The organism is Arcicella rosea, from assembly GCF_040543805.1.
Taxonomy (GTDB): domain Bacteria; phylum Bacteroidota; class Bacteroidia; order Cytophagales; family Spirosomataceae; genus Arcicella; species Arcicella rosea.
In genome coordinates, this window is sequence record NZ_JBEUMS010000006.1 from 218,986 (window position 1) to 240,357 (window position 21,372).

At 36.4% G+C, this 21,372-nt stretch carries 19 protein-coding genes; 8 read left to right on the forward strand and 11 right to left on the reverse strand.

The annotated features are described in order from the left end of the window. Positions 1-284: 284 nt before the first annotated feature. Together ABID42_RS09845 and ABID42_RS09850 are read left to right on the forward strand one after the other, a co-directional pair. The gene (locus ABID42_RS09845) at positions 285-2,543 is read left to right on the forward strand and encodes a DUF5916 domain-containing protein (RefSeq protein WP_367283513.1); all 2,259 of its coding nucleotides are present in this window, start codon (positions 285-287) and stop codon (positions 2,541-2,543) included. 20 nt (positions 2,544-2,563) lie between these two features. Further along, complete coding sequence (locus ABID42_RS09850; protein ID WP_367283514.1) at positions 2,564-2,950, forward strand: glyoxalase; 387 nt, start codon at positions 2,564-2,566, stop codon at positions 2,948-2,950. On the opposite strand, the gene ABID42_RS09855 is transcribed toward ABID42_RS09850, so the two are convergent. Then, positions 2,926-3,795, reverse strand: coding sequence for a DMT family transporter (locus tag ABID42_RS09855; RefSeq protein ID WP_367283515.1), 870 nt, complete (start codon positions 3,793-3,795; stop codon positions 2,926-2,928). The genes ABID42_RS09850 and ABID42_RS09855 overlap by 25 nt on opposite strands. Positions 3,796-3,934: 139 nt before the next feature. On the opposite strand from ABID42_RS09855, the gene ABID42_RS09860 reads away from it, so the two are divergent. Continuing rightward, positions 3,935-4,573 (forward strand): AlbA family DNA-binding domain-containing protein, encoded by a 639-nt coding sequence (locus tag ABID42_RS09860; RefSeq protein WP_367283516.1) that lies wholly within the window; start codon positions 3,935-3,937, stop codon positions 4,571-4,573. Between the two features lie 193 nt (positions 4,574-4,766). Here the strand turns inward: ABID42_RS09860 and ABID42_RS09865 are convergent, their stop codons facing one another. Continuing rightward, complete coding sequence (locus ABID42_RS09865; RefSeq protein ID WP_367283517.1) at positions 4,767-5,777, reverse strand: LacI family DNA-binding transcriptional regulator; 1,011 nt, start codon at positions 5,775-5,777, stop codon at positions 4,767-4,769. A 196-nt stretch (positions 5,778-5,973) separates the two neighbouring features. On the opposite strand from ABID42_RS09865, the gene ABID42_RS09870 reads away from it, so the two are divergent. From ABID42_RS09870 to ABID42_RS09885, 4 genes are all read left to right on the forward strand, one after another. Then, positions 5,974-7,125, forward strand: coding sequence for a galactokinase (locus tag ABID42_RS09870; protein ID WP_367283518.1), 1,152 nt, complete (start codon positions 5,974-5,976; stop codon positions 7,123-7,125). A gap of 87 nt (positions 7,126-7,212) precedes the next feature. Beyond that, positions 7,213-8,256 (forward strand): UDP-glucose--hexose-1-phosphate uridylyltransferase, encoded by a 1,044-nt coding sequence (locus tag ABID42_RS09875; RefSeq protein WP_367283519.1) that lies wholly within the window; start codon positions 7,213-7,215, stop codon positions 8,254-8,256. 160 nt (positions 8,257-8,416) lie between these two features. Next, positions 8,417-8,962, forward strand: coding sequence for a hypothetical protein (locus ABID42_RS09880; protein WP_367283520.1), 546 nt, complete (start codon positions 8,417-8,419; stop codon positions 8,960-8,962). Continuing rightward, positions 8,959-9,657: a hypothetical protein gene (locus ABID42_RS09885; protein ID WP_367283521.1), complete on the forward strand. Its 699-nt coding sequence runs from the start codon at positions 8,959-8,961 to the stop codon at positions 9,655-9,657. The genes ABID42_RS09880 and ABID42_RS09885 overlap by 4 nt, the downstream gene beginning before the upstream one ends. A 235-nt stretch (positions 9,658-9,892) precedes the next feature. Here the strand turns inward: ABID42_RS09885 and ABID42_RS09890 are convergent, their stop codons facing one another. The 9 genes from ABID42_RS09890 to ABID42_RS09930 all read right to left on the reverse strand — a co-directional run bounded on the left by ABID42_RS09890 (position 9,893) and on the right by ABID42_RS09930 (position 20,191). Next, positions 9,893-11,152 (reverse strand): MFS transporter, encoded by a 1,260-nt coding sequence (locus tag ABID42_RS09890; protein WP_367283522.1) that lies wholly within the window; start codon positions 11,150-11,152, stop codon positions 9,893-9,895. Positions 11,153-11,346: 194 nt separating this feature from the next. Continuing rightward, a complete protein-coding gene (locus ABID42_RS09895) occupies positions 11,347-12,213 on the reverse strand; it encodes an amidohydrolase family protein (RefSeq protein WP_367283523.1) in 867 nt (288 codons plus the stop codon). 38 nt (positions 12,214-12,251) lie between these two features. Further along, positions 12,252-13,235: a PDR/VanB family oxidoreductase gene (locus tag ABID42_RS09900; RefSeq protein ID WP_367283524.1), complete on the reverse strand. Its 984-nt coding sequence runs from the start codon at positions 13,233-13,235 to the stop codon at positions 12,252-12,254. Positions 13,236-13,240: 5 nt separating this feature from the next. Then, positions 13,241-14,302, reverse strand: a complete 1,062-nt coding sequence (locus tag ABID42_RS09905) for an aromatic ring-hydroxylating dioxygenase subunit alpha (RefSeq protein ID WP_367283525.1) — start codon at positions 14,300-14,302, stop codon at positions 13,241-13,243. A 272-nt stretch (positions 14,303-14,574) separates the two neighbouring features. Further along, the gene (locus tag ABID42_RS09910) at positions 14,575-15,690 is read right to left on the reverse strand and encodes an alpha/beta hydrolase family protein (RefSeq protein WP_367283526.1); all 1,116 of its coding nucleotides are present in this window, start codon (positions 15,688-15,690) and stop codon (positions 14,575-14,577) included. A gap of 188 nt (positions 15,691-15,878) precedes the next feature. Beyond that, complete coding sequence (locus tag ABID42_RS09915; protein WP_367283527.1) at positions 15,879-16,646, reverse strand: 3-hydroxyacyl-CoA dehydrogenase; 768 nt, start codon at positions 16,644-16,646, stop codon at positions 15,879-15,881. Positions 16,647-16,783: 137 nt separating this feature from the next. Then, positions 16,784-18,571: a feruloyl-CoA synthase gene (locus ABID42_RS09920; RefSeq protein WP_367283528.1), complete on the reverse strand. Its 1,788-nt coding sequence runs from the start codon at positions 18,569-18,571 to the stop codon at positions 16,784-16,786. A 194-nt stretch (positions 18,572-18,765) separates the two neighbouring features. Next, complete coding sequence (locus ABID42_RS09925) at positions 18,766-19,542, reverse strand: crotonase/enoyl-CoA hydratase family protein (protein ID WP_367283529.1); 777 nt, start codon at positions 19,540-19,542, stop codon at positions 18,766-18,768. A 118-nt stretch (positions 19,543-19,660) separates the two neighbouring features. Then, positions 19,661-20,191, reverse strand: a complete 531-nt coding sequence (locus tag ABID42_RS09930) for a DUF3237 domain-containing protein (RefSeq protein ID WP_367283530.1) — start codon at positions 20,189-20,191, stop codon at positions 19,661-19,663. Between the two features lie 115 nt (positions 20,192-20,306). On the opposite strand from ABID42_RS09930, the gene ABID42_RS09935 reads away from it, so the two are divergent. After that, on the forward strand, positions 20,307-21,215 hold the full coding sequence (locus tag ABID42_RS09935; protein ID WP_367283531.1) for a LysR family transcriptional regulator: 909 nt from the start codon (positions 20,307-20,309) through the stop codon (positions 21,213-21,215). Positions 21,216-21,372: the final 157 nt, after the last annotated feature.

Genomic DNA, 21,372 nt, shown 5'->3' on the forward strand with positions numbered 1-21,372 from the left:
CATATACAAATTATACGTTATTTGCGAACTGTAATCTTTTGAATTACAATTCATCAACATAAAATTATACAGAGTAAATTTCAAAAGCTCCGAAGTAAATGTAAAAACTTGTGTTTATTACGGAGCTTTTTTTAAATAATCTTCTCAAAAGATCTTTTTAAATAAGAAAAATAATAATTAATTTGGTTAAGGGGTCTAGGGACGTAGCTTTGCTGTGTCCCTAATTTTTGTCACCTCAAACCTCATTTAAGTAAACAAAACCTCTTTATCAACATTATTTAAATATGAAATATTTTTACGCTTTGTGGATAATTCTTTGTTTTAGTAAGCTACTTCAAGCCCAAGAAATTTTCTTACCAGATTCTATTAAAAAGCAAACACAAGCCGTCCGTATCGAGCATTCTATTAAAATTGACGGAAAATTAGAAGAATCTGCGTGGAATACAGCAAATCCAATTACCAATTTCGTACAAGTTGAGCCTTTTCAAAAACAAGAGGCTTCGCAAAAATCTGTGTTCAAATTATTGTACAATAAAGATTACTTGTACATCGCTGCCATTTTGCATGAACCTTTGGGCAAAAAGGCATTGCGTGTAACGAATCTTCAACGTGATTTCGATTATGGCAGAAGCGACCAAATCGGTATTTCAATTGATGGTTTTAATGACGAACGAAATGCCATGATTTTCATGACCAATCCTTATGGTTCGCAAAGAGATTTATTGGCTTTTGACGACCAAGTTTTTGATGAAGATTGGGACGGACTTTGGCGTGTGCGTACTTCCCGAACAGATACCGCTTGGATAGCAGAGTTTTCAATTCCTTGGCAAACGCTGAGATACCAACGAAGTTCTGATTTTAATACTTGGGGCATTAATTTCTTCAGAATGCGAAGAATGACCAACGAGCAAACTATTTGGTCGGCTTTGCCACGTTCATTTACTCCTGCTAGAATGCAATATGCAGGTAAATTATCAAACATTTCGCCACCACCACCAAAAGCAAATATTAGATTTCAACCTTATTTGTTAATTTCTGAAGATAAATACGATGGCTCTGAGTTTTACGACCAAAAGAATGGTTCTAAAATAAAAATGGGCGGAGAAATAAAATGGGCAATTACACCCAATACTGTTCTTGATTTAACATATAATACAGACTTTGCCCAAGCTGATGCCGACCGACAAGTAAATAATCTTTCAAGATTATCGGTTTTCTTTCCAGAACGTCGTCAGTTTTTCTTGGAAAATGCCTCTCTTTTTGCCGCTGGATTGAGTCCCATTGAAGAATATTTTGGTGGTCAGCAGCGTATTCAGCCATTTTTTAGTAGAAGAATTGGCTTAGATGCTGAAGGAAATCCAGTGCCAATTGTGTTGGGAGCAAGAATCGTAAATCGTTCTACCAAAAGCAATACTGGTTTTATGTATGTTCGCCAAAAAGGTAATGACATCAATAGCGCTACAGATTTCTTAGTTGGTCGTTACTCTCAAAATATTGGAAAACAAAACCGAATTGGAGGAATTGCTACTTTGAAAAACGATAGCGACCATGCCAATATCACTGCTTCAGCAGATGGATTTTTCCGTATCAACGAAAGTACAAGTATCAATACGATGGCGATGACGTCTAAATCTACCAATGAAAATTCAACGGGTTTGGCGGCGCATTATCAGTTATCGCACAGAGGAATCGATTGGATGTACTGGCTAACACAAAATGTAAACAACAAAGCTTTTAATCCAGAAATGGGCTTTGTGTCGCGTCCAGATGTGATTGAAAACTCAGCAGGTTTTTATTGGCTGAATCGTGGAAAATGGCTACCAAAATTTGTAAGAGCTTTTGAACCAGGCGGTTATTACTTGAATTATTACTCTACGACAACCGGAAAACTCATTGAACAACAATGGAATACCAATCCAATTTGGTTTACTTTACAAAATGGGGGCGGTTTTGGCGTATTGACAAACCACTTCTATCAATTGATTGATTATACTGATGGAAGCGATACTTTGTCGTTTTTTAATGTGCCTATTCAAGGTGGGAAATTTAAGTACGACCGCTACATGATAGTTGGTGAAACAGACGCTTCGAAAAAGATTTCGCTTTCGATGAATGTTGATTTCGGAAAATATTATAATGGTTCTTTAACTACTTTTTCAAGTACGTTTAGGTTTGCTCCTATTCCTCATATTTCAATGGAAGCACGTTTTACCAATAATAGTTATAGCAGTTTAGGTGTCGATAAAGTAGCTGGAAATAATCAGTTATATACCATTTCTGGAAGATTTGCGCTGAATCCAAGAGTACAATTAATTGGCTTTTATCAGCATAATTCTATTAGTGATTTTGATGTTTGGAATGTGCGTTTTTCTTGGGAATATCAACCTTTGTCATTTTTGTACTTGGTGTTCAATCAACGTGGTTTTAATGATTTCCAAACGCAACTATCTAATGATGGTTTAACCAGAATCAGAACGAATCAATTGGCTCGTCAACATGAATTACATTTAATTGCCAAACTTTCGTACTTAAAACAATTTTAGTTTTTAATTGTTTTGGCAATATGAACAGAGACGAAGAATTACCAAAATTAAGACCAATCATTAATCTTGAAATTCAAGCTGAAAGTGAAGTAGAGCAATTTCAAAATAGATTATTAAGACCGATTCTGAAACTACAAAATGAATTATTGATTCAGGTTTTTATTCAATATTGTCATCAACGAAAAGGTCTATTTTTCAAACTTTCTGATAAAGATAAATCATTTTACATCGACCAATCTATCAGAAAAGACATGAAGTTCAAGCATTATTTAGAAGGAATTATTGCTGGACATTTCACCATTGAAGAGTATCAACTTTTCTTACAAAACGAAGAAGAACTGACCAAAAGAATGATTCATTTATTGATTCAAAGGCTTCAAAGTCAGCTTTTTTTATTAACTAAGTAAATACCGAACAGAACTATCATTCCGCCAATGATCTGTTCGGTTCTTAGTACTTCTCTCAACAGAAAGAATGAAATTACAGAAGTAAGTACTGGTTGAATTAATAATGTTGGCGAAACGATAGCCGCAGGAATAAAACCCAACGCATAATTGATACAAAGCCAACCAGCCAAATGACAAATGATACCCGAACCAACAAAGGCAATCCACGTTTTTTGATTGAAGTGAATCATCTCTAAATCTTGTTGCCAACAAGTCAGCAAAGAAAAAAACAAACAAGCCAATAAAGACCAAGCCATAAAATTGACAGTATCTACTTTGCCTCTGATTCGCTGAGTAATTAGCATATAACCTGCATAAAAAATAGCAGCACTTATCGCCATTAAATGCCCAAAACCTACACTCGAATTTTGTAAAATATCTTTCCCTGCTACCAGAAAAACACCGACCATCGCCACAGAAAGCCCAATCCAATAAATCTTAGGCAATTTTTGTTTGAAGAAAATCAATGTTCCTAAACCCACAAATACAGAAGCATTATTCGCTAATAAAGTAGAAACAGAAGCAGAAGTACGAAGAATAGAAAGATTCCAAAGACTCATATCAGCCACAAACAAAAAACCTGCAATAATTATGAGTAATGACGTTTTTCCATCAGGAATTTTAATGCCTTTAAAAAGCCAAATTGGTAATAAACCAAGAAAACAAAAAAAGTAACGATAGAAACCAGAAGTTAGCGCTGGAGCATCTGCCATCTTCACAAAAATAGCCGACCAAGCAATGCAAAAAACACCCAAAAGTAAATATAGATAAGCTTTAAGTGGGATTTCGGAACCTTGAGTTTTCAAAATATTAAGTTAACGTTATGAAGTATATTCCAAAATTACCGAAATTGTTCATTATTTACTTACAAGTAGCAATACTTAATCAATTGACAATAGAAACCGAGGAGCTTTAAACTAAAAATAATCACTCCATAAAATCCGAATGACAGAAAAACAACTCTTTGAAATCCTTAAACAGAAAGAATCTACCACGCTAGAATATAAAAGTAGAATTGATAGTTCTTACAAAATTGCACGCACGTTAGCAGCTTTCGCCAATACTTCTGGCGGACAATTAATTGTTGGAGTAAATGATGATAAATCAATAAAGGGTTGTTCTGAAATAGAAGAAATGACCAAAATTATTCATGCTGCTAACGAGTTAGTCATCCCTCCTATTGACATTATTTATTCCTCAGTAAAGGTTGAAGGCAAACACAATGTTTTGATTATCAATATCAAAGAAGCAGAAAACAAACCCTACGAAACTTTGGACGAGCAACAAAACCGTAGCGTTTATGTAAGAGCTAACGACGAAACAACGCCCGTAACCAAAGAGATGTCGCAAGTGATGATTAAGGCAGAAAAGGACATCGACAAGCAAATGTTGGAGCAACCCAATGTAAAATATTTAATTACTTATCTGAAAAAGAATACCAAAATTACGGCAAAAGAGTATGCCAAGCTGGTGAATATTTCTGCTTACAGAGCTACCAAATTGCTAGAAGCCCTTACTTATGCAAGTATTTTGTTGATGCTGTCGAGACAAAAACCAACGCAGTTTGTACTTCGGAAATGGTGATAGTTTGTGGCTGTCGGGTTTCGGCTGTCAGCTTTCGGATGTCGGACATCGGATTATTATTTTAAAGCAGTACAAAATTAAAATTCAATAAAAAAACAGACATCCAAAAGCCAAAACTGAAAGCTGATGTCTGAAAGCTGATGTCTGAAAGCCGAATGCTGAAAGCCAAAATCCGACATCACAAATCCAAAATCTAATGTATTATCAATTCAGTATCAATAATAATTTCTTCTGGAATTAGCGTTTTATCTTGTTTGGCATCAATGATTTTCAATAATAAAAGTGCGGCTTGTTCACCCATTTTATAGGCAAATTGTTCTACAGAAGCCATTGGCGGATTATCCAAATAAGCCGTAATTGGCAAATTAGCAAAGCTTACAAAATGAATATCTGTATTGGGAACAATTCCTTTTTGCCTACAACTTTGCATGGCAAATAATGCCACATAATCATTAAAACAGAGTACAGCTTGCGGTTGTTCAGGTAAAGCAATTAACTCCTCCATTTTCTTAAAAGTATCTTCTTTAGTTAAATCTGTCGATTTGATATATTGTTGAATAATGGGCAAATTCAACGATTTTAGGGCTTTCCAATAACCTTCTAAACGTTCATTAGAAATCTCTAAATTAGATGGACCATTCAAAATAGCGATTTTTGTAATTCCTTTTTTAGCAAGAAAAGAAGTCGCTTCAAAAGCTGCTTCTAAAATATTTCCTCTTACTTTATTGACGGCTACATCTTTTGGAACTCTATCAAAAAACACTAAAGGAATGCCATAATTTTCTAACTCTTTAAAAGAGTAATATTGTGTTGTTTCGGCAGAAATAGAGGCAATTACGCCATCCACTCTACTGCTGATAAAAGATTTAATCGCCCTGTTTTCTCGCTCTAATTTATCTCTCGACTGACTGATGACTACATTGTAACCTTGCGCACTAATTACGTCTTCAATACCTGTAATTGTCTGAGAAAAAAACTCTTCTTGCAGATGTGGGAAAACCACGCCAACAGTATAAGTTTTGTTTTTTCTCAATAAAATTGCTGCGGGATTTGGCACATAATTCAATCGTTTGGCTACTTCAAAAACCTGTTCTTTGGTTTTAAGACCAATCCGAGGATGATTTTGCAAAGCCCTCGACACCGTAGAAATAGCGATTCCTAATTCCTGTGCAATATCTTTTATCGTTACCTGACTTTTCTGCATAATCTAAACCGTTGAATTTGTAAAATTAAGGAGATTTTAGAAGTTTGTGCAAAATTTGCGCAAATGTTTGTATTCATGTTTCAAGCCTATTTTTTAGTAATTTTCTAGTAAAATCCATCATCAAGACAAGAATGTCTGAATAAATATTTCTAAAAAATATCGTCCTTTGAATTCTAATTTAATCTTACGCTCATAAATGTATCCAGAAAATATCATTACCAAATTTCAAGAACAATTTTCAAAAGAAGCTTCTTTAGTCGTTCGTGCGCCAGGACGCATTAACCTTATCGGCGAACATACCGATTATAACGATGGTTTTGTATTGCCAGCAGCTATCGACAAAGCTATTTACTTTGCCATTTCACCTCGTGAAGATGAAAATTGTTATGTTTATGCTTACGATTTGAAAAGTAGTGATACTTTCAGCATTTCAACGATTCAAAAATCTGATAAAAGTTGGGCGAACTACTTAATCGGAGTTGTGGATGAATTACAAAAATCTGAACAAAAAATTAAAGGTTTTGATTTAGTTTTTGGTGGTGATATTCCTTTGGGCGCTGGGGTATCGTCGTCCGCTGCCGTTGAAACAGGCTTGGCTTTTGCTTTAAATCAACTTTATGATTTAGGTTTAGAAACCATGCAAATGGTGAAAATCGGGAAAGCCGCTGAAAATAATTTCGTTGGTGTAAACTGCGGAATTATGGATCAATTTGCTTCTATGTTTGGTAAAAAAGATGCTGTAATTCGCTTGGATTGTAGAAGTTTGGAGTATCAGCATTTTCCTTTGTCTTTGCCAAATCATACCGTAATTCTTTGTAATTCAGGCGTAAAACACTCTTTGGGAGATTCTGAATACAATACTCGTAGATTAGAATGTGAAGAAGGATTAAGTATTTTATCAGGAATCTATCCAAATGTAAAAAGTTTTAGAGATTTAACTTTAACAATGGTGGAAGAAGCCAAAACAAGCCTTTCAGAAAATGTTTACAAGCGTTGTGTGTATGTGGTCGGTGAAATCGACAGAGTAATTGTAGCTTGCGAAGCTCTTGAGCGAAACGATTTGGCAACTTTCGGTAAAAAAATGTACGAAACGCACGACGGACTTCAACATAATTATGCGGTTTCTTGTGAAGAATTAGACTTTTTGGTGGACGAAACTCGTGAAGATGATGCAGTAGTTGGTTCAAGAATGATGGGCGGTGGTTTCGGTGGATGTTCTATCAACATCGTTGAAAAAAGTAAAGCAGAAGCATTTCTGAATAGAATCAAAAAAGCATATCAAGCAAAATATCAAAAAGATTTAGTTACTTACGCAGTAGCATTAACGAACGGAACAGAAATAATTTAATTGTAGCTACGAGCCTTGAGCTATGAGCTTTTAGAGTAGAAAACTCATAGCTCATAGCTCATAGCTCATAGCTTACAGCCAAAAACAATGAATTCAATTTTTGAAGAGCATCCTCACAAAAGATATAACCCGCTGACAGACAGTTGGGTATTAGTTTCGCCACACCGTGCGAAACGTCCGTGGCAAGGACAAGTAGAAAAAGTGGCTGGCGACGACCGTCCCGCTTATGACGAAACTTGTTATTTATGTCCGACCAACACTCGGATGAATGGCGAAGTAAATCCAGATTACCAAGACGTTTATATTTTCAATAACGATTTTGCGGCTTTGTTGGAAGATACTCCTCCACACAGTTTTGAAGAAGACGAACTTTTCAAAGCAGCAACAGAAAGAGGTTTGGGAAGAGTAATTTGTTTCTCGCCTCGTCACGATTTGACCGTTCCAGAAATGGAAGAAACTGCCATTAGAAAAGTAGTGGATGCTTGGGTTGATGAGTATTTGACGCTCGGCGGAAAAGATTTCATCAATTACGTGCAGATTTTCGAGAACAAAGGTTTTGTGATGGGTTGTTCGAACCCACATCCGCATGGACAGATTTGGGCTTCGTCGTCAATCCCAGACGAACCGATGAAAAAGCAAATTTCGCAATTAAAGTATTGGCAAAAAAATCAACGCTCTTTATTGGCTGATTATGTAGAAAAAGAATTAATCAAGCAAGAAAGAGTACTTTTTGAAAATGAGCATTTTGTAGCCTTAGTACCTTATTGGGCGGTTTGGCCATTTGAAACGATGATTGTTCCGAAACGTAAAATGGCAAGAATTTCGGACATGACTGATGCTGAAAAAGACGCATTTGCGAATGCTTATAAAAGATTGACTGTTCGTTATGACAATCTTTTTGAAACATCATTCCCCTACTCTGCTGGCGTTCACCAAGCCCCAACCGACGGTGAAGCACATGACGAATGGCATTGGCATTTTGTATTTTATCCGCCATTATTACGTTCGGCGACTGTCAAGAAATTTATGGTCGGTTACGAAATGTTAGCCAATCCACAAAGAGACATCACGGCAGAAAAAAGTGCTGCAGTACTTAGAGCTTTATCAGAAGTACATTATAAAACCAAGTAAACAAAGAAAGCTGTTCCGAATGAAAATTTAGAACAGCTTTTTTGTTTGTCAAATAATTCATGATTTGCGATTTGCAAATCATGAATTATTATATCTTTGCATATATTAATGCTAAGTTTTTCTAAACATACATTAAATTCTTATGAAAAAACATAATGGAATGCGTCCACAAGACGTAGTTATTATATTAGACTTAATATCTATGAAATTGTCTAATAATGAGGACAATAAACCATCTGACTTACAGAACAATGGCTCATATCAAAATAAAAATATTGCATACAGTCTAAAAATGAGCGAAGCAGAAGTTTCTGAATCTTTAAGAAGATCAGAGTTCGCAGGGCTAATTGCCGATATAAAAACTAAAAAAATTAATCAAAAAGCATTCTTGGCATTTCTATTAAACGGTCTAAAGTATGTTTTTCCTACACATCCAGGGGCATTGGTAAGAGGCGTACCTACAGCCCATTCTGCAATGCCTCTTGCGAAAAGTATTATTTCTGATGAGCTCTATGTTTGGGAAAACCCAGCAGGTGAAGTAAGAGGGCAATCTATTGTCCCATTATATCACACAGTTCCAGATATTGTAGAAAATAACAAAAAGCTTTATGAACTCTTAGCCTTGGTTGATGCTATCAGAACAGGAACTGCCAGAATCGTAAATATTGCTACACAGGAATTAGAAAAACGAATTTTATCAGTATGAAGAATAGTTATCATAATATTGTAAGAATAAAAGTATTAGCAGAAGCATTTAACAATTTGACGAATAAAATCGTCTTTGTCGGAGGTGCTGTTGTTGAACTTTATTGCGATGACCCGGCTAGAGCAGAAGTACGACCAACGAACGATGTTGATGTTGTTGTAGAACTTCACAACAAAGGTTCTTACGTTATTTTAGAAGAAAAACTACGAACTATGGGTTTCCAAAACGATGTATTTTCTGGGGTTATTTGTCGTTATATTTATCATGATATTGTTGTTGATATTATGCCTGATGATGATAATATTTTAGGATTCACCAATATTTGGTATAAAGAAGGACTACAAAACAGTTTAACTTATCATTTGGATGATGAGCTAAATATTCAAATCTTTCCTCTTGACTTATTTCTCGCTTCAAAATTTGAAGCACTGATTTCAAACAGACATGGAGGTGATTATCGATTAAATAGCGATTTTGAAGACATTGTGTATATTTTCGATAATCGTTTAAAGATTAAAGAAGAAATAATAGCTTTAGAAAATGAAGTGAAAAAATATTTACAAGCATCTATTTCCATGCTTTTAAAACGTCCTTATATAGAGGAAGAAATATCTTCAAATTTAGAATCATCAAGTTCAAAAGCTAGAACAAGTAGAATATTATCCATTTGGAAATCGATTATTAAAAAAGAATAAACTCTTCGAGATATTCGGAAAGACATTTCGAAGAGTTTTGTAAAAAGAATATTTATTTTAAGGATACACCACAACAATCCTCTGTCTCTACAAATTTATCAACAGTAACTAATCCAATAATGCCCAATGTTGAGCGACAAGGTTTATTAGAGTTCTATTTTGTATCATTACCTAAAATACCTTGCCCTCAAACGGTAATATTTTATCGTCATTACATTAATTCAAAATTCATAATTTAACTAATTTCTTTAGAAGAAAGATACAAAGTCATAATTCCTGCAAAAACTGTTGGAATAGCGTATATTAAAAAGTTGGCACTCATCGAAAGTCCCATGCCAATCAAAATTCCACCCAAAGCTGGACCAATGATTCCGCCCAAACGACCGATGCCTATTGACCAACCCACGCCAGTAGTTCTGAATTCTGTTGGATACATTCTTGCTGCAACGGCATAAAGTCCGACAAAACCGCCTTGAATCCCAAAACCCAATAAGCCCAAAATAAAGAGTAAAATATCTGAACCAATAAACAATTGGAAAACTGCCATCAAGATTGCCGTGAGGATTAAGAATACTCCGATAGTGTTTTTCAAACCAAACTTACTTGAAAAATATCCTTGTGTGATGATGCCAATGAATGCACCAACATTGAAAACTGTTCCCGAATAAATGGCTAATTCAATTGAAAGTCCTGCGTTGGTGGCTAGTTTCGGAATCCAACTTGTCAGAAAGTACAAAGTGGCGAAAGCTAAAAACAAGGCAACCCATAATTGAATCGTGGGAATTTTATAGGTTTTCGTCATCAATGATTTGATGGATTTGCTATGCTGCTCGCTTGGCTTATCCGGTAAAACGACCAATGTATCAACACCCATTTGAAGTAAAATCTGATTAATTTTACCAAGAGCAAATTTAGGCTGTGCCTTTAAATAAAACGATAAGGATTCAGCTAAGAAAAAGTAAATCAATGGAATAGCTACCAAAGTAGCATAGCCTGCGACCTGAAACATAATTGTCCAACCATATTGAGGAATGATTTTAGCCGCTACTAAACCCGATAAAACTGCTCCGACAGGATAACCAGAAATGACAAAACTTACCCAAAAATCTTTGGTTTTGTTGGGCGTATATTCTGCTGTAAGTGAAGCCGTACTTGCCAACATACTTCCGATTCCTAAACCGCTGATGAATCTGCAAAGCAATAAATAGGAAATTGAAGTAGCAAAAGAAGTAAGAAAAATCGTACTTCCCATTAAAATTGCACTCAATAAAATCATGGATTTTCTCCCAATTTTGTCGGCATAAGGAGCTAAAAGTATCGCCCCGAAGGTCATCCCGACTAAACCAGAACTAAATACGATGCCTAATGCTTGTGGACTTGTATCCCAAGCTTTGGCGATGGCGGGTGCAGTGTATGAAATCACCATTACATCCATACCATCTAGCATATTCATTACAAAGCAAATGACAATGGTAGCGTATTGCAGCCCCGTCATGGAGTTTCGATTAATTATATTTTCAAGCGTCATTTTTCATAGTTAGTTAGGGTGATAAGTTGTGAGCTTTGAGCCGTGAGCTTTCAGCTTTTAGGCTTATTTAGTCTTTTTTCTTGCTTCTTGAATCATTTTTCTTAAAGTCCTAAAATCTCAAATTCAAAAATTCTTGCTTCTTGTCTCTTGCATCTTGTGTCTCAGCGCAAGCCCAACATTTTAATCGCATTTTCTTTCAAAATCAAAGGCTTAACTTCTTCTTTAAAACCTGCTTCATCGAAATCTTTCATCCATCTTTCGGGCGTAATCAAAGGAAAATCCGTTCCAAAAAGCATTCTGTCTTTCAGCATCGTATTGGCATATTGAATCAGTTGTTTGGGAAAATACTTCGGCGACCAGCCACTTAAATCAATATACACATTAGGTTTGTGCATGGCTACTGAAAGAGCTTCATCTTGCCAAGGCCAACTTGGATGTGCAATAATGATAGGACAATCTGGAAAATCAATCGCTACGTCATCCAAGTGTATCGGGTTTGAATACTCCAAACGAAGTCCGCCACCTCCACGCACGCCACTGCCAAAACCCGAATGACCTGAATGAAAAAGCATAGGTAATTTATACTCAGCAATTACTTCGTATAAATGATACGCCATTTTATCTTGTGGATAAAAACCTTGTACTGTCGGGTGAAATTTAAAGCCTTTCACACCATAATTTTCTATTAAATCACGAGCTTCTCTTGCTCCCATTCGTCCTTTGTGTGGGTCGATACTGGCGAAAGCAATCATCACATCATCATTTTTCAATGCTCCCTCGGCTACTTCGATATTGGGAATGCGTTTTTTACCAATTTCAAATTCAGCATCTATCGTAAACATGACCAAAGCCATATTATGCTCTCGATAATAATCGGCAGTTTCCTGAATTGTCGGACGTTTACTTGATTTAAAGTACTTTGCAAAAGCCTCGTCAAACTCCGAACGATAATCGTCGTGCGGTTGACAACAAGATACTTCTGCATGAGTATGTACATCTAGGGCAATTACTTTATTTATATCTATCATATTTTCAGCATATTATCATTTTTATTACAAAATTTTATTTATACTTTCCCTCTGTAAGAAGTATCAATCACTAAGTCTCCATTAGCGACTCTACTTACACAAGCACACATTTTTTTGTTTTGCTGTTTTTGTTTTTCACTAAAAAAGAAATCACGATGGTCAATAGCGCCTGTACATTCCAAAATATTTACTTGGCATAAACCACATTCTCCTTTTTGACAATCATACATAACATCAATACCAGCTTCTTCGAGTGCTTTTAGCATACTTTGATTTTCAGCAACTTCAATTTCACGGTTAAAGCGTGGCAACTTTACTTTAAATGTTTGAGGAGCAAAAAGTCCCGATGCACCAAAGGTTTCATACCTCAAATTAGTATTTTCAAAAGGACTGTTTTCCCATACTTTCCGAATGGCATTCATAAAACCCAATGGTCCACATAAGTACACGCCCGTGTTTTTATTGGTTAATTCAAAGATTCTATTTACATCATACAATCCATCAGTATCGCTAAAATGAAGATGCAAGTTGTTTTCTAAAACTGCTTTTAATCTATCTATATAAGGCATTTCGGCTGGATTTACTCCTACATAAATCATATTCACAGTCGCCAGACCTTTCTTTTTAATTTCTTCTGCCATTCCAACGAGTGGCGTAATTCCGATGCCTCCAGCAATTAATAAATAATTGCTTACTCCATAACTCAATTCAAAATGATTGGAAGGTTGTGATATTTTAATTTGGTTATCTACTTCCAACGTCCACATATATTTAGAGCCTCCTCTACTGGCTTCCAATCTTTTTACGGCTATGGTATAAGCACCATCGGTCGGTTGTGTTCCAATAAGTGAATAACTTCTTATTTCTGGTTTATCATTGATGATAACAGAAACATCAATGTGTGAACCCACCGTAAATGATAATGCGGCATCAATGGGTTTCAACGTAATTTGCCTTACATTGTTCGCTTTATCTTCAATAGCTGACACTTTAGCATCTATCCAGTTATTTCTAAACCTCATCGAATTTATTGATTTTTTTGTTGTTCAGCTTCTACCATTTTGTCAGTGATTCTCCTTGACCACATCGCTCCAGCATCAATATTCAAATTATAAAATTCACGATTGGGGTTTTCATTGATGGCAATTTGTTGTGCTTCGAGTATGAGTTCATCTTGAAAAAAGATTCTCGAAACACCATCTCTTAACTCTGTAGTATTACTTTGGTCTTTTACGTTATAGTTTCTGCTGAAAGCCCAAAAATACATACAAGTTTGGCTGGTCATTGGCGTAATGGTGTTCAACACATAGCCATTTACTCCTTGCGAACGGTCACCTTCGGGAGCACCCGTACCTGCAAGAGCGACGCCAACATCTATCGTAACTGTACAAGGAGCTTGAAAATTGATGATTTGCCATCTATCTACTTTTTCATCCGTTTTGATTTTCTTGTTAAGCTGACTTTTCCAAAATGGTGGCGGGTCAATGCCAAGCATCCATCTTGAAACAGTAGCAGTATTTTCATCGTGAAAAACATCAAAAGGAGCTTCCGTTACATGTTCATCACCAATACTTTCTGAATGCACAAAGGTTTCGTGCGTTAAATCCATCAAGTTATCAACCACCAAACGGTAGTTACATTTTACTTCAATCATTTTGCCATCGCCCGCCCAATCTGGGTCGTCGTTCCAATGCAAATCAGGAATTTTAGCGACATCAGCAAGTGCAGGATTGCCCATCCATACCCAAACGTATCTATATTTTTGAACTACGGGATAAGCTCTTACGCAAGCAGAAGGATTAATCGTTTCTTGCGAAGGCATGTGTGTGCAACGCCCATCGCTATTGTATTCCAAACCATGATAGCCACAAATGACAGTATCATTTTTCAGTTTTCCTTTTGATAATGGCAATAGTCTATGCCAACAAGCATCTTCTAAAGCAACGGGAGTTCCATCTTTTTTCCTGTATAATAAAATAGGCTTATTACATACTTTACGATGCAATAAGGTATTTTTTACTTCAAAATCCCATGCGGCGGCATACCACGCATTCATAGGAAAAGATTCATTGATGGTGAATGACTGCATTTTGATAAAATTAAAAAAACGTTTTTTAAATTAATGATTACGCTTACTAGTTTTCTAGCCTAAAATCAAATCGGTTTTTCTTTTATCTTTCAAGTATCAAAAGGCTTATCTTAAAATAAAAATCTCCTTCGTAAGACCTTACTTTTCTTGTCTTGATACAAGAAAAGTAACAAAAGAAAATCAAGAATTTATAAACTCGCTCCGCTCAAACAGTATAAATTCATTATCGGACTACAATAAAAATTATTTATTCAGATTAATTTTGAACTTTCCTATTCCACAAATCCAGCTTTTGCCTTACTGCCTGTTTTTACCCAAGTACGCAATTCGTCAAAAGCTTTTCCAGTTTGTTTTGGTGTAAAGTTGCAATGTCCTTGTCCGTTGGTATATTTTACGGTAAAGTACTGGTCTTTATGTTGTTGATGAACCATGTTTTCAAAATTCACAACACCATAAGTAGCAGGAATCAATTGGTCGTAAACGGTGTGCATCAAAACCGTTGGAACATTAATATTTCCTGAGCGGTCGTATTTTGAAAAAATCACATCAGGATTTGCCGTTGCTGGCAAACGTTCTGCTTTTTGATTGACCAATAAATTATCTGGAAAACCGCTGTACAAAGTATTCGTATTATCGAATGGATTCCCTTGTGCTTTTTGTGCGACATCTCTCAACACATTTTCATTGAAAAATAAAGAGAAAGGTAAATCGTCTAATTTCAAATCAAAACGTTTAGCAAAAGCAACCGCCAAAGCCGAGTCTTTTGCAATAATTGCCTTTTTGATACCCATTACTTTAGCCATCATTCGGTTCGGAGCTTGAGCTTGATAAGGTTTTGAAAGGTCGAATATTTCTGAAAGCGAAGCAACTACATTCGGGAACAAACCATTGAAAGTAGCGTACATATCAAATTCTTTTCTACACTGTAAATACGGGCGACTTGACAGCGGACAAAGTGGCAATGCTCCATTATAATTTTTACCAAGATTTTCAATGGTAGCCAAAGTAATGCCTCCGCCCATCGAATGACCGACCATAAAAGTTGAATCTGGTTGACCATATTTTGAAACAAAGTACTGACGAAGAGCTTCTGTATCATCAACACCTTGCGGTAACGCAAAACCTTGATACTGATAGTCGGAAGCAGCTACAGCAAAACCTCTTTCTAAAAATGGCTGCATTCGAGTTAAAAACTCTGGATTCTGACTTTGAAAAGGTCTCGTTCCCATAAATTCATAGCCATGAGCGTACATGACTAATTTCCCTTTCCAATTCTGAGGAAAAAGAATTCTATACTTCGCTTGATTGATTGAGCCAGAGTCAATCTTGGCGATATTTTGAGCCATTGCAAAATGAGCAATGAAGAGAAGAAAGAGTATTTTTTTCATGTTATTTTAGCTTTTAGCTTTAAGCTGTGAGCAATGAGCCTTGAGCTTCTGGTTTTAGATTTTCAGTAATGAGATTTTTGACTGTAAGCCATGAGCCTAAGTTTTTTAGTTTTAGTAGCCATAAGTATTTATTTCAGTTTTAAAACTCATAGCTCACGGCTCATTTCTCAAAGCTTATAGCTACACATCTATTTCGCCGTCATACGAATTGCACCATCCAATCGGATGACTTCTCCGTTTAGCATTTGATTTTCAATAATATGTTTTGCCAAAGACGCAAATTCTTCGGGTCTGCCTAATCTGGATGGAAAAGGTACTTGTTGCCCCAAAGAAATACGAATGTCTTCGGGCAAACCAGCCAATAATGGCGTTTCAAAAGTTCCCGGAGCGATAGTCATTACTCTGATACCAAAGCGAGCTAACTCACGGGCAATCGGTAAAGTCATGGCAACAATGCCACCTTTTGAAGCGGAATATCCAGCCTGACCAATTTGTCCATCAAAAGCCGCTACCGAAGCCGTTGAAATAATGATACCTCTTTCGCCACTTTCTTCGGTCGGATTGTTTTGTAAAACAGCCGAAACTAATCGAATGACGTTGAAAGTACCGATAAGATTTATCGTAATCGTTCTGGTAAAATTGGCTAAAGAATGTGGTCCATTTTTACCAATTACTCTTTCGCCCGGTCCGATACCCGCACAAGAAATAGCACCATGCAAAGCACCAAAAGTACTGATAGCGGTGTCGATAACATTTTGTACACTCGCTTCGTCAGCTACATCTGCTTGAACAAAACGAGCTTTTTTTCCTAAAGTACTTTCAGCCTCTTCACCAGCTTTGGCATTGATGTCGAGCAAAACAGCGTTTCCACCATTGTCAATCACCATTTTTGCCGTAGCCAAGCCCAAGCCAGAAGCTCCGCCCGTAACGATGAAAGTTTTATTTTGTATGTTCATGTTTTTAGAAAACTATGTTAGTGAACAAATTTTATCGTAATAAAACCTCACCCCCAACCCCCTCTCCTGCAAAGAGGGGGCTTTTTTAGCTCTCAAAGCTCCCCTCTCAGCAGGAGAGGGGGTTGGGGGTGAGGTCTTTATTCAAACAACCTTTTAACAATTTCAGCTCGATGTTTCAAAACTGCTCTTTGATTTAGCGAACCTTTGTCGGTAATTTCGCCTACTTCTATCGAAGGTGCTTCAATGGCTACCACAGCTTTTTCGATTCGAGTGGAACTTCCTGTGGCTGTTTTGTTGAGTTTGATTAATAGTTCATCAACAAATTCTTTTATTTTTTGATGTTGAAAAGCTTCTTCGTTGCTTAATTCCTCGCCAATCAAACTTCTACAAGCGTCTGCATTCAGAAATAAAATGATGCCGATATACTCTTTGTCCAAACCTGCAATCACCACATCTTGCACTACAGGCGAGCCAGTTGAAACAATTTTCGATTTCAAAACGCCCACATTTACCCAAGTACCCGTTGAAAGTTTAAAATCTTCGGCAATTCTGCCATCGAAAATCAAACCTTTATCAGGGCAATTTTCATCTACAAATTTTACAGCGTCGCCAGTTTTATAAAATCCTTCTTCATCAAATGCTTTTTGGGTCGCTTCTGGATTTCTCCAATAACCTTTTGTTACGTTGGGTGCTTTGTAACGCACTTCCATTTTATCGCCATCGGCTACCAATTTTACTGCTAAACCTGCAATCGGAACACCCAATAAACCCGAATAACTACCGCCCCAATTAGCGAAAAGAGCAGAAGGACCCGATTCTGTACAACCCAAACCCGTAATAATTGGTATTTTTTCACCAAGCGTTTCTATAGATAATTCTTCCATTTTGTTCCAAACAGGTTGAGCCAAACTTGCTCCTGCATAAAAACAAATATTTAATTTTTGAAAGAAAGTACTTCTTAAAGTTGGCTCTTTTTCAAAATAAGGAATCAACATTTCAAAACCTTTGGGAACATTGAAGTAAGCCGTTGGCGAAATTTCTCGTAGATTTTGTACCGTAATTTCTATACCTTTTGGCGTTGGTTTACCGTCGTCTATATAAAGCGTTCCGCCATTGTAGAGGATTAAACCAAAATTATGATTACTCCCAAAAGTATGATTCCACGGTAGCCAGTCGATAAAAACAGGGGCTTCTTCGCCCAAAAAAGGAAAAGCTTGTGTGATTTGCTGCAAATTCGCACAAAGCATTTGTTGCGTGTTGATTACGCCTTTGGGCAAACCCGTTGAACCAGAAGTAAACAATATTTTGGCAACGGAATCTTTATGGACTTTATCAAAAGCCAAATCAACTTCCTCGCTTGCAGGTGTGTTGATTAATTCCGAAAAATCAATTTCAATACTTGCCTCTACCGAAACGAGCTGAGTATTGGGAAATAAGTTTTTTGATAAGGCTAAAGCTTTTTCAAACGTTTTTCCATTTTGTGCAAAAACCAGACGAGGATTCATCAGTTCTAAGCAATGTTGTAATTTGCCTAAATCGTTTGAAACCAAAGAGTATGCAGGAGAAATTGGCGTGTAAGGAATGCCAATGTGCATGGCAGCCAAAGCCAATAAAGCGTGTTCAATACTGTTTTCAGATAAAATCACAATGGTTTCATCTGCTGAAAAATTGAGCTTCAACAAGTATTGAGCAATAGATTTTACTTGGTTCAGCGTAGCCGAATATGTTAGTTTTACCCACTTATTTTGTGCGTTTCTTCTTGCGATAAAAACTTCATCGGGTTTATTTTCAGCCCAATGCACTAATTTTTGAGTAATTTTTTCTGGAAATTCCTCTAATGCTTGTTCCAAATTCAGCAGAATAGAACCATCTTCCCGAATCGTCTTTTTTGTCGCTGTTGGTCCAAAATGGATGTTTTTAAACATTGTAATTAGATATGAATTTTGAATTAGTAATTATGAAATGGTTGTATAGATTGAAATGAGTAATTATGAAAGACTATTTCGGATTTGAGTTTTCTGATTTTGGATAAAATTCATTAAAAGAATTCGTTCGATAAATCCGACATCTGAAATCCAAAAACAACAATCGGTCATAATTCATAATTCAAATTTCATATCTAATTCTCACCTACCTTTTTCGCTCTTCCTTCCAGAAAATCGCCCAAACGTTTTTTGGCTTCTGGCGATGAAGCGGCAATCGTCGAAATCAAAGATTCCATCATCAAACCCTCTGAAGCACCAGAATCTACAATTCTTGGCAACACGTGCATCAAAGCATAATTGGTCATTTCGGCATTCAATGAAATCTTTTTTGCCAATTCAATTCCCTTTTCTAAACCTTTGTTTTCAGAAACTAAGTATTGTGAAAAACCCATTAAAATTCCTTCTTCGGCAGAAATTACTCTTCCCGTAAACATCATATCCGCCATGCGAGCCGCACCAATCAATTTGGGTAATCTCACCGACGCACCACCGCCGACAAAAATGCCTCTTTGACCTTCGGGCAAAGCGTAAAAAGTACTTTGTTCAGCCACTCGAATATGGCAAGCCGAAGCAATTTCCAAACCTCCACCTACGCAAGCACCATGAATTACCGCTACCACTGGCACAGTACCAAATTGGATTTTTTCTAAAGCACGATGCCACATTCGTGAATGTTGTAAACCTTCTACAATGTCTCTTTCACGCAATTCCGAAAGGTCTAAACCAGCACTAAAATGTTGTCCTTCGCCATAAAGCACTGCACATTTCACGCCTTTGGGAATGGCAGAAAAAACTGTTTCCAAACCCAAAATGAGTTCGTCATTAATAGCATTTCGCTTTTTAGGACGATTGATTTTTACTAAAAGTATTTCATCTTGCTGCTCAACAATCAGCGATTCAGGGATATTCATATTCAGTTAGTGATTTAGTGAATTGTGATTTATTTAGTTGTGAATTAGTGATTGAGTGAGTTAGTGATTTTTATTTTTTTTAAAATCATTCACTCATTCACAATTCACTCAATCACAATTAAAGAACTTTCCAAACCTGTATGCTTACGCTATCAGGGTTTCGGATGCCTTTACAGATAAAAATGGCGTTGTTCATCCATTCGTATTTTCCAGCAGGAGCATCGAATTTTGGTACTGCTCTGAAATAATAATCGTTTGGAGAAACACTTTCTCCTTTGGCAATTTTTGCAGCAATTTCAGGGGTTGCTACTCGTAAGCCTGTGTTTTTGATATAAATCGTTACACCATCCTCAGTTTGGATTTGGTAATGTGCTTCCAATTCGGCAACGCCATCTTTTCTTACAATTTGCCAGTCGGCACCGCCTTCTAAAATTTTGCCCTTGATACTTGGACCTTCAAAAGTTCCTCCAGTTATAGGAATAATTCTTCGTAAACCATGAGGTGTTTCACCAACCACAATAGCTGGTTTCAGCAATACTTTTAGTTCGCAAACAAAAGCTAAACCTGGTGCTTCGGGCTGATTGCCCTGAGCAAAAGTATTAAGATTCAAAAAAGTTATTAGAAGTGATGAAAAGATAGCTTTGTACATCTTGTTTAAATTGACATTCATAGTTTTTTAGCGAATTATCAATCAAAAATCTAAAATATACTTCGTTTAGTCCAATATTTATTTTTAATATTGTTATAAGAAAAACTTATTGGAAATGGAATTAAGACAATTAAAGTACTTTGTAGCAGTGGCGGAGGAATTACATTTTGGACGAGCATCGGAAAAATTACATGTTTCTCAGCCTGCTTTGAGCCAACAAATACAATTATTAGAAGACGAAATCGGCATAGATTTATTCATAAAAGTACAGAGAACACAATTCAGAAGAGTAGCTCTGACAGAAGCAGGCAACGCTTTTCTGAACGAAGCAAAACATATTTTGGAAAGTAGTAACAAGGCAATTGAAACTGCTCGACGAATAGGGAAACAACAAAAAGAAATTACTTTAGGCATTTACAGAATGATGATTCGTACTCGTGTGGTAGAAATTATGAAAGTATTTGCCACCAATTTTCCAGAAATAGAAATAAAATTGGTAGAACTTCCTACATTTTTAGCGGTACAAGATGCTTTGAATAATGAAAGTATAGATTTGGGCATTACACTTTTGCCTTTAAAACACAACAGTTTGGTAGAAACTCCTTTCAAAACGGGCTATTTAAAAGTAATGCTTTCAGAAAATCATCCATTGGCACAAGCCGAAAACCTTCGTTTGGCACAATTGAAAAATGAAAAATGGATTGAAATCAATAAATCTTTACACACGGTTTTTGAAGACATTGAGCAAATGTGCCGAAAAGCAGGTTTTAGTCGGGAGTCGTTTATTGTACAAGAAGTATCGTCGATTGAATTGTTGGGCGGTTTGGTAAGTTTGGGCGTAGGCATCGCTTTTGTACCTTCTTTTTATGATGCTTCCAGAGTACAAGGCGTAGTTTGCAAAGCTTTGGTCAATGCCGACGGCTCGCCATTTTTAGAAGTAGCTATTGCCCAAGCGATGTGTTATAAAGCAAGTAAAGTTTCTCCAACGGTTCAGGCTTTGACTGCTTTGGTGAAGGATTTATAAATTCCGAAATCAATTTCTTTTTCTACTCCTCTACTTCTCAATCCTAAAACCTTAATAATAATTTCTTAATCTCAGCTTTTTATCGTGTCAATTCAGCGCTTTGTCGTAATTTTGTATGTATTTTTTGTACAAAATAGTTGATTCATCAGTTTTTAAT

Bases quoted from the DNA above. Each gene is read 5' to 3' on its own strand.
- ABID42_RS09845 (WP_367283513.1), top strand. From the start codon at position 285: ATGAAATATTTTTACGCTTTGTGGATAATTCTTTGTTTTAGTAAGCTA.
- ABID42_RS09850 (WP_367283514.1), top strand. From the start codon at position 2,564: ATGAACAGAGACGAAGAATTACCAAAATTAAGACCAATCATTAATCTT.
- ABID42_RS09860 (WP_367283516.1), top strand. From the start codon at position 3,935: ATGACAGAAAAACAACTCTTTGAAATCCTTAAACAGAAAGAATCTACC.
- ABID42_RS09865 (WP_367283517.1), bottom strand. From the start codon at position 5,777: ATGCAGAAAAGTCAGGTAACGATAAAAGATATTGCACAGGAATTAGGA.
- ABID42_RS09870 (WP_367283518.1), top strand. From the start codon at position 5,974: ATGTATCCAGAAAATATCATTACCAAATTTCAAGAACAATTTTCAAAA.
- ABID42_RS09875 (WP_367283519.1), top strand. From the start codon at position 7,213: ATGAATTCAATTTTTGAAGAGCATCCTCACAAAAGATATAACCCGCTG.
- ABID42_RS09880 (WP_367283520.1), top strand. From the start codon at position 8,417: ATGCGTCCACAAGACGTAGTTATTATATTAGACTTAATATCTATGAAA.
- ABID42_RS09885 (WP_367283521.1), top strand. From the start codon at position 8,959: ATGAAGAATAGTTATCATAATATTGTAAGAATAAAAGTATTAGCAGAA.
- ABID42_RS09890 (WP_367283522.1), bottom strand. From the start codon at position 11,152: ATGACGGGGCTGCAATACGCTACCATTGTCATTTGCTTTGTAATGAAT.
- ABID42_RS09895 (WP_367283523.1), bottom strand. From the start codon at position 12,213: ATGATAGATATAAATAAAGTAATTGCCCTAGATGTACATACTCATGCA.
- ABID42_RS09900 (WP_367283524.1), bottom strand. From the start codon at position 13,235: ATGAGGTTTAGAAATAACTGGATAGATGCTAAAGTGTCAGCTATTGAA.
- ABID42_RS09905 (WP_367283525.1), bottom strand. From the start codon at position 14,302: ATGCAGTCATTCACCATCAATGAATCTTTTCCTATGAATGCGTGGTAT.
- ABID42_RS09910 (WP_367283526.1), bottom strand. From the start codon at position 15,690: ATGAAAAAAATACTCTTTCTTCTCTTCATTGCTCATTTTGCAATGGCT.
- ABID42_RS09915 (WP_367283527.1), bottom strand. From the start codon at position 16,646: ATGAACATACAAAATAAAACTTTCATCGTTACGGGCGGAGCTTCTGGC.
- ABID42_RS09920 (WP_367283528.1), bottom strand. From the start codon at position 18,571: ATGTTTAAAAACATCCATTTTGGACCAACAGCGACAAAAAAGACGATT.
- ABID42_RS09925 (WP_367283529.1), bottom strand. From the start codon at position 19,542: ATGAATATCCCTGAATCGCTGATTGTTGAGCAGCAAGATGAAATACTT.
- ABID42_RS09930 (WP_367283530.1), bottom strand. From the start codon at position 20,191: ATGTACAAAGCTATCTTTTCATCACTTCTAATAACTTTTTTGAATCTT.
- ABID42_RS09935 (WP_367283531.1), top strand. From the start codon at position 20,307: ATGGAATTAAGACAATTAAAGTACTTTGTAGCAGTGGCGGAGGAATTA.